At 61.0% G+C, this 12,874-nt stretch carries 9 protein-coding genes and 1 riboswitch; of the genes, 3 read left to right on the top strand and 6 right to left on the bottom strand.

The genetic code is table 11. The features are described 5' to 3' along the window. Positions 1-80: 80 nt before the first annotated feature. The 3 genes from sthA to RAC79_RS24200 form a co-directional block, all read right to left on the bottom strand. Positions 81-1,484, bottom strand: coding sequence for a Si-specific NAD(P)(+) transhydrogenase (sthA, locus tag RAC79_RS24210; RefSeq protein WP_065656145.1), 1,404 nt, complete (start codon positions 1,482-1,484; stop codon positions 81-83). A 407-nt stretch (positions 1,485-1,891) separates the two neighbouring features. Then, complete coding sequence (locus tag RAC79_RS24205) at positions 1,892-2,425, bottom strand: DUF1003 domain-containing protein (protein ID WP_065656128.1); 534 nt, start codon at positions 2,423-2,425, stop codon at positions 1,892-1,894. A 117-nt stretch (positions 2,426-2,542) separates the two neighbouring features. Beyond that, positions 2,543-4,483 (bottom strand): LTA synthase family protein, encoded by a 1,941-nt coding sequence (locus RAC79_RS24200; RefSeq protein ID WP_174039205.1) that lies wholly within the window; start codon positions 4,481-4,483, stop codon positions 2,543-2,545. Positions 4,484-4,705: 222 nt separating this feature from the next. On the opposite strand from RAC79_RS24200, the gene RAC79_RS24195 reads away from it, so the two are divergent. Then, positions 4,706-6,385: an NAD+ synthase gene (locus tag RAC79_RS24195; protein ID WP_174039204.1), complete on the top strand. Its 1,680-nt coding sequence runs from the start codon at positions 4,706-4,708 to the stop codon at positions 6,383-6,385. Between the two features lie 156 nt (positions 6,386-6,541). Here the strand turns inward: RAC79_RS24195 and RAC79_RS24190 are convergent, their stop codons facing one another. Further along, positions 6,542-6,919: a glyoxalase superfamily protein gene (locus tag RAC79_RS24190; RefSeq protein ID WP_065656131.1), complete on the bottom strand. Its 378-nt coding sequence runs from the start codon at positions 6,917-6,919 to the stop codon at positions 6,542-6,544. Between the two features lie 191 nt (positions 6,920-7,110). Between RAC79_RS24190 and RAC79_RS24185 the strand changes: the two genes are divergently transcribed. Both RAC79_RS24185 and bluB read left to right on the top strand, forming a co-directional pair. Continuing rightward, positions 7,111-7,941, top strand: a complete 831-nt coding sequence (locus tag RAC79_RS24185; RefSeq protein WP_374997618.1) for a TolB family protein — start codon at positions 7,111-7,113, stop codon at positions 7,939-7,941. 64 nt (positions 7,942-8,005) lie between these two features. Then, a riboswitch (cobalamin riboswitch) is annotated at positions 8,006-8,189 on the top strand. Between the two features lie 76 nt (positions 8,190-8,265). Further along, entirely contained in the window at positions 8,266-8,952 is a 687-nt protein-coding gene (gene bluB, locus RAC79_RS24180; protein WP_220318563.1) for a 5,6-dimethylbenzimidazole synthase, read from the top strand. Positions 8,953-9,146: 194 nt separating this feature from the next. Here the strand turns inward: bluB and RAC79_RS24175 are convergent, their stop codons facing one another. After that, positions 9,147-10,262, bottom strand: a complete 1,116-nt coding sequence (locus RAC79_RS24175) for a DUF2865 domain-containing protein (protein ID WP_374997617.1) — start codon at positions 10,260-10,262, stop codon at positions 9,147-9,149. Positions 10,263-10,398: 136 nt separating this feature from the next. Next, positions 10,399-12,714 carry an NADP-dependent malic enzyme gene (locus RAC79_RS24170; RefSeq protein WP_374997616.1) on the bottom strand — a complete coding sequence of 772 codons (2,316 nt, stop codon included), beginning with the start codon at positions 12,712-12,714 and terminating at the stop codon, positions 10,399-10,401. Positions 12,715-12,874 lie beyond the last annotated feature (160 nt).

Genomic DNA, 12,874 nt, shown 5'->3' with positions numbered 1-12,874 from the left:
TCCGGGGTGACGGGGAGAGGAAGCTACGACCTTACCAAGCGCGGCCGCATGGCATTTGGCAGTGCTGCCGAATACTCCGCTCAATCCTTCTTGATCTCACCCATGCGGTTCCACGCATCCAGCCCGGCAATCTTGTAAGCCTCGGCAAGTGTGGGATAGTTGAACGTGTTCTCGACGAAATATTCCACAGTGCCTTTGAGGTTCAGCACCGCCTGGCCGATATGCACCAGTTCGGTGGCACCTTCGCCGACGATGTGGACGCCGAGCAGGCGGCGGGTTTTGAGCGAGAAGATCATCTTCAACAGCCCGCTGTCGAGACCCATGATGTGGCCGCGCGAGGTTTCGCGGAAATGGGCGATGCCGCATTCATAGGGAATGCCGCGTTCGATGACTTCTTCTTCCGTCAGGCCGCAGGTGGAAATTTCCGGTACGGCATAGATGCCGTAAGGGAAGAATTGCGGCGGTTCGCCGGCCGGTGCGCCGACGGCGTGGCGGGCGGCGATGCGGCCCTGTTCCATGGAGGTGGAGGCAAGGCTCGGGAAACCGATGATGTCGCCGGCGGCATAGATGTTCGGCACCGAGGTCTGGAAGGTTTCGGGATCGACCTTCAGCCGGCCGCGGCTATCGGCCTCCAGCCCGCAGGCCGAAAGATTGAGTGTATCGGTGGCGCCGACACGGCCGGCGGCGAAGAGGACGGTCTCCGCCTTCAGGACGCGGCCATTGCCGAGCGAGACGAGGCACTTGCCGCTTTCGTCGCGTTCCACCTTTTCCGCCTTCTGGCCGAAGATCAGCTTCATGTTGCGGTCGCGCAGCTGATAGGCGAAATCCTCGACGATTTCCTTGTCGATGAATTCCAGCATGGTTTCGCGCGGCTCCACCACCGTCACCTGCGTATCGAGCGCGCTGAAGATGGTGGCATATTCGATGCCGATGACGCCAGCGCCAACGACGACCATGGAGCGCGGGAGTTCCTTGATCTCAAGAATCTCGTCCGAGTCGAGCACCGCTTCGCCATCGAAGGGAATATGCGGCGGCCGGTAGGGGCGGGTGCCGATGGTCAGCAGGATGGAGGTGCCCGTCACGGTCATGATCTCGCCGTCGCTCTTCACCACCTTCATGGTGTTGGCGTCGATGAAGCTCGCGGTGCCGCGAATGTGCTGCACGCGGTTGCGGGCAAACTGGTGTTCCAGCACTTCCACTTCGTGATCCAGCGTGATGAGCAGGCGGCGGCGCAGGTCTTCGGCATCGATCTCCTGCTTGACGCGATAGGCGCGGCCGTAAAAACCGCGCTCGCGCCAGCCGGTGAGATTGAGCGCCGTCTCGCGCAGGGTCTTCGATGGAATGGTGCCGGTGTGCACGGAAACGCCGCCGACGCGGCTGCCCTTCTCGATGACCAGAACCCTCTTTTCGAGCTTGGCGGCCTGAATGGCGGCCCGTCTTCCCGCCGGACCGCTGCCGACAACAATCAGATCGAACTGGTGCATGAAAAACCCCGGAACAGAATTATTGCGATGACCGGATGTCGCATCCGGCATGGCGTCGCTGCGAAATGGTCATGATGCCATTTTGACGATGGGGAGTGATTCCCCCCTTCAGCCTTGCCCGCAAGAGTGCAATGCAACAAACGCCTGCGTCAATCTGTAGCGTAAGAATCTGACGGATTCGTAACTGGGGGTGGGGTTTCAGGAGGTTGTGCGATTTCTGGAGGGCGGAGGTGCGTGTGGCTTACCCCCCTCTGCCCTGCCGGGCATCTCCCCCTCAAGGGGGGAGATCGGCAGGAGGCGCGACCACCAGTTCATTCGCAAATGTAGAGATGGGCGAAACCTGCCCGCGAGTCGATCTCCCCCCTTGAGGGGGAGATGCCCGGCAGGGCAGAGGGGGGTAAGCGGCGTCAGTCTTCCTTCCGGGTGACATGGCGGTGAAGTGCCGCAAGGTCCTGACGGAGCGCGGCCAGTTCGGCCAGCACCTTCACATCGATCTTTTCATGCAGGGAAAGAACCTCAAGCTCGGCCTTCAGGTTCACCTCGTAGTCCTTGGCGGCCTCGAAACGGTCGCGGGCGGCCTGGCGGTTCTGCGACATCATGATGATCGGCGCCTGAATGGCCGCCAGCATGGAAAGCAGCAGGTTGAGGAAGATGAAGGGGTAGGGATCGAAGGCGCCGGTCGTCAGGATGATGGTGTTGATGACGGCCCAGAAGATCAGGAAAAAGCAGAAACCGAGGATGAAACCCCAGGAGCCGCCGACCTTGGCGATATTGTCGGCCAGCCTGTCGCCGAAACTCGCGCCAGCGGAAAATTCCGCATTGGTGTCGCTCGAAATCAGTTTCTTCTGGTGCGACAGTTCCAGAATGCGCCGCTCCACTTCGCCGATTTCGCGAGAGGAACGCTTGAAATGCGAAACGATATAGTCGGAGATATCTGACACGGTGTGTCTCCGGTTCTGATGGGGCGATGCGAATGTTATCCCGAGATAAACCCGCATGGCGGCGGAATTCAAACGATTTCCACCGCCATGCGGTTCAGGCGTCCCCGCCGAAAAACATCAGACCGATGGCGCGCCTTCGTGCAGCCAGTTGAAACCGGGGAAGAAGCGCTCGCGGCCATATTGCTGGCCGAACATCATGTCGAATTGCAGCAGGCGGTAGTCGCGCACCACGTCGGGAACGGCGTTCGGGGCAATTGACCAGTCGGGCAGGGCCTTGCCGTCGGTTGCCACCAGCATATGCCGGTCGATGACGGAAAAGGCCTGCTGCACGTCGCCCAGCGTGCCGGTGTAGAAGGGATCGGAGAAGCCCGCCGTTTTCAGCACGTGATAAGGCAAAAGCGCCGGGCTGATGGTGCCGATATTCTTGCGCACGCCCTTCTTTGAGGACCAGACGATGAGCGGCGTCTCATGTTCCTTCTTCATCACCTCCAGCGGCGCGCGGCGGCTGGCTACCATGCCCGGCATGTAGCCGCTTTCCACGAAGGTCTGGCCGAGCGGCGGCAGGTGATCGCCGAACAGGACGACGATGGTTTCCCGGTCACGCTTCTTCGCCCAGCGCATGAGTTTCAGCAGCGCTTCATCGGCTTCCGCCACCCCTTGCGAATAGGTGGCCAGCGCCTGCGAGGCCGAGGCGGAAAGGCCGCCCTCGACGCCGATGGTGTTTTCGGCGTAACGGGTCGCCTCGTAGGGGCCGTGTCCCTGAAGGGTGACGGCGAAGAGGAAGAGCGGGTTCTGCGCCTTCTCGGCCGTCGCCATGATCTCGTCCATCAGCGCATCGTCGGAGGCGAAGTTGCCGCGTTTTTCCATGGCCGGCAGCGTCTCTTCGGAGCGGAATTCCTCGAAGCCGAAATTCCTGTAGACCTGCTTGCGGTTCCAGAACCATTCCTGGAAGGGGTGCATGGCGATGGCGGAATAACCTTCGCCACGGAAGAAGCTGGCGAGCGAGGGCACCGGGCGGCGGATATATTGCTGATAGGGAATGCTGCCATAGGGCAGGAAGGCGTTGGAAAAGCCGGTCAGTGCCTCGAATTCCACATTCGCCGTCATGCCGCCGAACTCGGGGGAAAAGACATTGCCGGACTGTTTGGCGCGGATCGTCGGCATGGGATCGGCGGAGAGGTTCACATTTTCCAGCCGCGTCGGATCCCACAGCGATTCGCTCATCAGCATGATGACATCGGGGTAATCGCCCTTGTTGGCGGCGAAGGCGGCGGGCTCGGAAGTCAGGTCGGCAATGGTGTTTTCGCCGTAACCCTGCGGCGCCGAGACATTGGCCATCGGAATATTGAAGGCAAAGGCCATCAGGAAGCCGTTATGGCGGTAATTTTCCTGCTGATCCCACATCATTGGAATGATGTTGAGGCGATCGCGCACCCAGGAATAATGCGAATAGTCCATCAGCGAGGCGAGACCCGCAAGAAGCGGCAGCGCCATCGCGAGACCGGCGGCGCGTTCGCGCAAGCTCAAGCCCGGTGAGTGGCGGCGCGCCAGCAGCCAGAGGCCCGTAAGTGCCGCAATCGTGGCGCAGATGCCGAGGGCGACGAGGGCTGCCGTCATCGGCTGGGCCTTCAGCATGGTCGGCAGAAGCTCAAGAATCTGTCGGCCGAACAGCAGGTCGGAGGGGTAAAGCGGATCGGAAAGATAGGTCTGTTTCTGTGCCGAAATCAGCCCCGTCAGCGCGCAGAGCGGCGCAAGCGCGATCAGCGAGAGGTAACGCCTGCCAAGAAGTGCATCGAGCGCTACGAGAAGGGCAAGCACGGCGGCGATGGTGGTCATGCCGGGGCGGGCGGAGGAGGTGAGGAAAGCGCCGACATCGTTCAGCGAACCGCGGGCGATCCACTCCAGCGCCACGACCAGCACGACGGACGCGACCGTCAGATTGGCAAGCGGATAGGCGATGCCCGAAAGCTTGGAAAGGCTCCTTGTCCATGCAGGCGAAAAGACGAAACCAGCCTTTTCGGAAGCCGTTGTTTTTGGCGCCGAATCTCTCAAACCCATACTCCGGTATTGCAGGCGGCACGGCCGATCCGGGGAGGGGAATCGGGTGTCGCAAAAGTGTCATGTAACTGTCACATAAGCGCGATGAACGCGACATGAACTTTGAAGAGACTGGCCGGTGCGGCGATAACCTTAGCGTGAACGCGCGCGGACGAAGCGTAACGGACGCGGCCATGCAATTGCCGCGTTGCGGAGCGGCCACGGGCGCGGTATTGAAAAGCCATGAGCGACAGACACGATATAGAGAACCATCTCCGGATTGCCGTCGGGCAGTTCAATCCCACCGTTGGCGACGTGGCGGGCAATCTCGCCAAGGCGCGCGAGGCAAGGGCAGATGCGGCGACGCAGGGCGCCGATCTTCTGCTTCTGACCGAGCTGTTCATATCGGGCTATCCGCCGGAAGATCTGGTGCTGAAGCCGGCTTTCCTGAAAGCATGCCTGAAAGCCGTGGAAGAGCTGGCGGCGGAAACCGCCGATGGCGGTCCGGGCGTCGTTATCGGTTTTCCGCGACAGGGTGAGACGGGCCGGCACAATTCCGTGGCGCTTCTGGATGGCGGCAAGATCATCGCGCTGCGCGACAAGATCGACCTGCCGAATTACGGCGAATTCGACGAAAAACGCGTTTTCTCCGAAGGATCGATTTCCGGTCCCTATAATTTCCGTGGAGTCAGGATCGGTATTCCGATCTGCGAGGAAATCTGGAACGATATGGGTGTCTGCGAGACGCTGGCCGAAAGCGGGGCGGAAATCCTGCTGGTGCCGAACGGTTCGCCCTATTATCGCGGCAAGCTGGATGTGCGGCATCAGGTGGCGCTGCGGCAGGTTATCGAAAGCGGCCTGCCTCTCGTCTTCGCCAACCAGCTGGGTGGGCAGGATGAGCTGGTGTTCGACGGCGCAAGCTTCGGCTTCAATGCCGATAAGACGCTCGCTTTCCAGATGAGCCAGTTCGAGGCCACACTTGCCGTCACCGACTGGAAACGCACGGCAGACGGCTGGCATTGCGACAGCGGACCTTTCTCGAAGATTCCCGAAGGCGAAGAGGCGGATTACCGCGCCTGCATGCTGGGCTTCCGCGATTACGTCAACAAAAACGGCTTCAAGAGCGTGGTTCTCGGCCTTTCCGGCGGCATCGATTCGGCGATCTGTGCCGCCCTTGCCGTCGATGCGCTGGGCGAGGAGCGGGTGCGCTGCATCATGCTGCCTTACCGTTATACTTCGGAGGAATCGCTGAAGGACGCAGCCGATTGCGCGAAAGCGCTGGGCTGCCGTTACGATATCGTGCCGATCGTCGAGCCGGTGGAAGGATTCCTCTCGGCGCTTTCCGATCTCTTCGAGGGCACGGAAGAGGGCATTACCGAGGAAAACCTGCAGAGCCGCACGCGCGGCACGATTTTGATGGCCGTCTCGAACAAGTTCGGCTCCATGGTGGTGACGACGGGCAACAAGTCGGAAATGTCGGTTGGTTACGCCACGCTTTACGGCGACATGAATGGTGGTTTCAACCCCATCAAGGACCTCTACAAGATGCAGGTCTATGCCATTTCCAGCTGGCGCAACGTCCATGTGCCGCCGGGCGCGCTCGGCCCTTCCGGCGAAGTGATCCCGGCCAATATCATTTCCAAGGCCCCGTCGGCCGAATTGCGCCCCAACCAGACCGACCAGGATTCGCTGCCGCCCTATCCGGTGCTGGACGATATTCTGGAATGCCTCGTCGAAAAGGAAATGTCGGTCGAGGAAATTCTGGCGCGTGGCCATGATGTGGCGACGGTGCACCGGGTCGAACATCTGCTCTATCTCGCCGAATACAAGCGCCGGCAATCGGCCCCGGGCGTGAAGATCACCAAGAAGAACTTTGGGCGTGACCGGCGTTATCCGATCACCAACCGGTTTCGGGATCGGTGATTGAAGGAAGACGCTGGTAGCGGATGTTTTGCCCGGCGTTGCCGCTCGTTTCTTCTCCCCGCCGGGGAGAAGAAACAAGGGGCATGCGCTCGTTCCACAACAAGCCTTCGCGTTTAAGCAAGCGGCGCGGAGAAAACCCCGCGCCGTTCGCTGATCTCAAATAACCTGCCCCACATCGATGCGGTTGCCATCCGGGTCCTCAAACACAAAGGCCCTGAGACCGTAATCCTTGTCTTGCAGGCCCTTGATGATGCGCAAGCCCTGGCTCTTGCAGAGCGCATGCAGCGCATCGACATCGCTCACCATCATATGCGCCACATTGAAAGGCGCTGCCTTGTGGGTGGGCTGCAATGTCAGGTGCAGTTCGGCATTGCCCTGTTTGAGAATCATGAAGCCGACAGGGTTGCCGTTTTCGAAGGTCTTTTCGAAGCCCAGCACGCCAACGTAAAAATCATGGGCCTTTTCGATATTTTTGACAGGAAGCATTGCGGCGATCCGGCCGAAGCGGATGCCGTGATCGGCGATGGTATTCATCGCGGAACCTCGGTTTTAGGAGAAACGGCAAGGGTCACGGACGGTGCCGGAGCGCTGGCGTTTTTTCCGGTTTGAATTTGCAGGACGGTGCCTGCCGCCGTAGGATCATAATCGAGGCGATGGTGGATGCAAACGGAATGTCTGCATTGCCGGGCGCTTTGAACGAGACACGGACACGCCCGGGAGGCAGAATGCGCAGCTCCATCGAAATCTTCAACATCCGCACCCGGCAGATGCGGGTGGTGTGGCAGACGCATGATCTCTTCGAAGCGCCGAACTGGTCGCCGGATGGAAAATATCTGCTGCTGAACAGCGAAGGTCTGCTTTACCGCCTGTCTCTTGCCGGTGATATCGCGCCGGAGAAGGTCGATACCGGCTTTGCCACGCTCTGCAACAATGATCACGGTATTTCGCCGGATGGATCGCTCTACGCCATTTCCGATAAGGTGGAATTTGGCAAGAGCGCCATCTATCTCATGGCCTCGACGGGCGGCGCGCCGCGGTTGATGACGAAAAATCTTCCCTCTTACTGGCATGGCTGGTCGCCGGATGGGAAAGGTTTTGCCTATTGCGGCATTCGCGATCAGGTCTTCGATATCTATTCGATGGATATAACAAGCGGCGTCGAGACGCGGCTGACCCATGGCGAGGGCCGCAATGACGGGCCGGATTATTCGCCTGACGGCGAGTGGATCTATTTCAATTCCAGCCGCACCGGGCGAATGCAGATCTGGCGCGTGCGGGTGGATGGCTCCGCCGTCGAGCGCATTACCGACAGTCCCTATGGCGACTGGTTTCCGCACCCGTCTCCCAAGGGAGACAAGGTGGTGTTCATTTCCTATGACGGCGACGTTTTCGACCATCCGCGCGATCTCGATGTACGGGTGCGGCTGATGGACATGGATGGCGGCAATGCCGAGACGCTGTTCGAACTTTTCGGCGGGCAGGGCACGATGAACTCGCCCAACTGGTCACCGGATGGGGATGAGTTCGCTTATGTCCGGTATTTTCCGGTGGAATGATGGGGGTGAGGCGGGCCACATTGCCGCACCACCGGCAGGATGCTTGCATTCGCAAACTTTTTTGCCCATAGCTTGCCTGTCAGGTGCCTGCCCTTGCGGCGGGAGAATCGGGAATCCGGTGAAAGACCGGAACGTGCCCAGCGCTGTGAGGCGGACGTTCTTTTTTTAAAGCCACTGAAGCAATTCGGGAAGGCGAAAAGGGCGGATGAAGCCAAGTCAGAAGACCGGCCTGATAAGATAGACCGAACCGCGCGGACGGCGGCAGGTTGTTGTCGAGGCGGGGTGCGCATTTGCGCCCGGCCTTCGCATTGTTGGGGATAGACGATGCCAGCCAGTTCGTTCGATTATGCGCTCTCGCCAGCCCGCCCGTTTTCCTGTGAGGAACGCGAGACGATTTACCGCGCCATCGAGACCCGTCGCGACGTGCGCGACCAGTTCCTGCCGGACCCGCTGCCGGACGATCTGGTGGAGCGTCTTTTGAAGGCGGCTCATTCCGCACCCTCGGTCGGTTTCATGCAGCCGTGGAATTTCACCCTCATCACCGATGGCGCGATCCGTCAGGCGGCCTTCGTGGCCTTCAGCCGCGCCAATGAGGAGGCGGCGGCGATGTTCACGGGCGAGCAACAGGCGCTTTATCGCAGTCTCAAACTTGAAGGCATCCGCAAGGCGCCGCTCAGCATCTGCGTTACCTGCGATCCGACGCGTGGTGGCAAGGTGGTGCTGGGCCGCACCCATAATCCGCGCACGGATGTCTATTCCACCGTCTGCGCCATCCAGAATCTCTGGCTCGCGGCGCGCGCCGAAGGCATCGGTGTCGGCTGGGTCAGCATTTTCCACGATAGCGACATTCGCACCATTCTCGATATTCCCGACCATATCGAAATCGTCGCCTGGCTTTGCCTCGGCCGTGTCGATGCGCTCTATAACGAGCCGGAACTGGCGGTGAAGGGCTGGCGACAGCGCGTGCCGCTGGAGGAACTGGTGTTTCGTAACCGCTGGGGCGGGGTGTAGAAGCGTAGGCCTGTGAACAAGGCGGGGCCTTGCCGTGTGTTTCTTCTCCCCGCCGGGGAGAAAGTGGCCCGGAAGGTCGGGTGAGGGGGCAAGCTCTCCGAATATCGCTGACGCCGCCCTCTCATCGCGCTGCCGCGGAGTTCTCTCGCTCGGGGAGAAGAAACAAGCGGCGCCTGCTCGCTCCGCGATGTATGTCACTGCTGCGGCTGTATACCCTTCAGTGCCGGGTTCTTCAGGTCGATCCGGCCCGTCTGGTCGGGCAGGAATTTCGGGCCTATGACGCGGACGCGGCTGTCGTTGGGGTCATAGTCGCGTTCGGGAACGGGCTGTTCCTGCGGCTTGGCGGCCTGTTGCTGTTCGGCGGGTTTCTCAGCCTTGTCAGCTTGCGGTGATGGAATGGTGGTGATGCCGGAATAGGGTTTTTCGGGCTGCGGCCGGGCGGCCTCTTCCTGCTTTTGCATTTCCTTGTGATAGGCGGCCATGTTGCAGGCGCAGCCTGGCGCTTTTGTACTGGCGTTTCGATAGGCGAAGGCGGTTGGCAGGTCCCTGTAGGGCTTGCCTGTTTCCGCAGACACCATATCGGCGGTTTCCTGATCCGTCATGGAGTGGAAATAAAGCTCCGTCTCGGTGCCCGGACACATTTTCTCGCACTGCTCCGCCTGGGCGCGGAAATCGAGCGGCGAGGCATTGGACGCGATGGGGAAAAACGAGCCGTCGCAGGTGCGCACGCAGAGTGTGCGAAGCCCGCCCTCGGCGGCGGCGTTGGGGTAGGGCGAAAGCCCCGCCTGTCCCGGCTCATCGTCGTTCTGCGGGCCATTCTGCCGAAAGGCGTCGGGATAACGCGTCACATCCGGAGGCGGAGGCAATTGTGTTTCCGTTTGTGGCATGGTGTTGCAGCCATTGGCATCGAGGGCGGCGAGAATGCGCTGACGCCTGATGTCGCCGTCGTTGTCACGCGCGGCCGCCATGGCGTCGTCGCGGTCTCGGATGATGGCGTCGCGCTCGCTTTCCGCTTCCGCCAGCGCATCGCCGATCTCGGCGCAGATACCGGCATTGGGATTGCCATAGACGATGACGCTGCCGGATGAGCAGCCATAGCCGCGCAGATCGTTCCTGATCTTGCGGATGACGATGTTCTGGCGGGCGAGCGCGTTGGCATAACGGCGCACCTCTGCCGTGTTGCCGATGACGCGTGGTGGTTCGCGCAATTGCGCATAAAGCGTATCGCAGACCTGATCCGCGAAGGCGGCGGCCGGGGCGAGGAAAATAAGGGGAAGCAGGAGGCCGATGATGCGGCTGCGGCGGGTCAATTGTTCGATCCGTTCGATGTCCCCGGCCGGTGGCAGGGGCGTTATACTTCACGACATCCGTGTTTCGGGAAGATAACATAAGCTGTTGCCGCAATGCGGCAACAGCCTGTTCAAAATTGCGTTAATGCGGCCTCTATCACACCGAAGGGTGCGAAGCCTGCACCACGGCAAACGCCGCCATGTTGACCACACCGCGCGAGGTGACGCTGGGCGACAGGATATGGGCGGGCAGGGCCGTGCCGAGCAGGATGGGGCCGACATGCAGGCCTTCCGTCAAGGTGCGGGTGACGCCGAGCGTGATGTTGGCGGCATCGAGGTTCGGGAAGACCAGAAGGTTCGCTTCGCCGGTCAGCACGCTGTTCGGCATGGCGCGCTTGCGCAGCGCTTCCGAAAGGGCCGAGCCGCCCTGCATTTCGCCATCCACTTCCAGTTCCGGTGCGGCTTCCTGCACGATCTTCAGGGCGCGGCGCATCTTGCGGGCGCTTTCGGAATCGCGCGAGCCGAAATTGGAATGGCTGGCGAGGGCGATCTTCGGCGTGATGCCGAAGCGGCGGATTTCCTTGGCCGCGAGAATGGCCATTTCCGCCACTTCCTCGGAGGTCGGGTCGTAATTCACGAAAGTATCGGTGAGGAACAGCGCACCCTGCTGGGTGATGAGCAGGCTGAGGCCCGCGAAGGAACGCACGCCTTCCTGCTTGCCGATGATCTGGTTGACGTCGCGCAGGTGGCGGTCGTAACGGCCTTCGAGGCCGCAGATCAGCGCATCCGCTTCGCCGCGCTTCACCGACAGCGCGCCGATGACGGTCGTGTTGGTGCGCACGATGGTGCGGGCTGCTTCCGGGTTGATGCCGACGCGGCCGACAAGGGCGAAATAGTCATCGACATAATCGCGGTAGCGCGGATCGTCTTCCGGGTTGACCACGGCGAAATCCGTATGCGGGCGGATGCGCAGGCCGAAGCGCTTCAGGCGCGTTTCGATGATCTGCGGACGGCCGATGAGGATCGGGATGCCGGTGCCTTCTTCCAGAAGCACCTGGGCGGCGCGCAGTACGCGCTCGTCTTCGCCTTCGGCAAAGATGATGCGCTTCTTTTCGGCGGCTTTCGCGGCATTGAAGACCGGTTTCATGATGAAGCCGGAACGCCAGACGAAACGGTTCAGCTGGTCGAGATAGGCTTCGAAATCGGTGATCGGCCGGGCGGCGATACCGCTTGCGGCCGCAGCGCGGGCAACGGCTGGCGCAATGCGCAGGATGAGGCGCGGATCGAAGGGCGAGGGGATGAGGTAGTTCGGGCCGAAGACCGGCGTTTCGCCGCTATAGGCCTTCGCGGCCACTTCGGAAACTTCCTCACGCGCGAGTTCGGCGATGGCCTGCACGGCGGCCATCTTCATTTCCTCGTTGATCGTGGTTGCGCCGCAATCCAGCGCGCCGCGGAAGATATAGGGGAAGCAGAGAACGTTGTTCACCTGGTTCGGGAAATCCGAACGACCGGTGCAGATCATCGCATCCGGACGGGCCGCACGCGCCGCCTCCGGCATGATTTCCGGATTGGGGTTGGCAAGCGCCAGGATCAGCGGGTTCTCCGCCATGCGCTCCAGGAGTTCCGGCTTCAGCACGCCTGCGGCGGAAAGGCCGAGGAAGACATCCGCGCCGTCGATGGTTTCGGAGAGAACGCGCTTGTCGGTCTTCTGGGCGTAAACTTCTTTCCACTCGTCCATCAGCGTGTTGCGGCCATCGTAAACGAGGCCTTCAATGTCGTGGACCCAGATGTTTTCTTTCTTCGCGCCCATGGAAACGAGCAGGTTGAGGCAGGCAAGAGCTGCCGCGCCGGCGCCCGAGGCGACGATCTTGACGCTCGAGAGCGATTTTCCGGCGAGTTCCAGCGCATTGGTGACGGCGGCGGCGACGATGATCGCGGTGCCGTGCTGGTCATCGTGGAAGACCGGGATGTTCATCTTCTCGCGCAGCTGGCGCTCAACCTCGAAACATTCCGGCGCCTTGATGTCCTCAAGGTTGATGCCGCCGAAGGTGGGCTCCAGCGCTGCGATGGTGGAGACCATGTCGTTGATGCCGGGCGCATCGATTTCGATATCGAAAACGTCGATGCCGGCGAATTTCTTGAAGAGGACGGCCTTGCCTTCCATCACCGGCTTGGAAGCGAGCGGGCCGATATTGCCGAGGCCGAGCACCGCCGTGCCGTTGGAAATGACGGCGACGAGGTTGGCGCGGGCGGTATATTCCGCCGCCGTTTCCGGATTTTCATGGATGGCGAGGCAGGGGGCGGCAACACCCGGCGAATAGGCCAGCGCCAGATCGCGCTGGTTGCCGAGCGGCTTGGTGGCCTGGATTTCCAGCTTGCCGGGGCGCGGATAGCGGTGGAAAAAGAGCGCCTGTTCCTCGATGTCGGCCTTTGCCGTGTTGGCGGGCGTGTTGTTCTTATCGTGAGAGGTCATTCTTCCACCGTCATGTCTGGTTCAATTCCGGACCCCTGAATACAACAAACTTCCCCGTGGTACAGCCGTTATTTGACCGCACCTTATGCAAATGCGGCCATGGCTTATTCGCGTTTTCGTGAAGGCTTTCGTCATATTCCCTATAAAAACCGGCGTCTGT

Origin of the sequence: Agrobacterium sp. LR_9 (assembly GCF_041954855.1) — a bacterium.
Taxonomy (GTDB): domain Bacteria; phylum Pseudomonadota; class Alphaproteobacteria; order Rhizobiales; family Rhizobiaceae; genus Agrobacterium; species Agrobacterium leguminum.
This window is presented reverse-complemented; position numbering and strand designations above follow the sequence as displayed.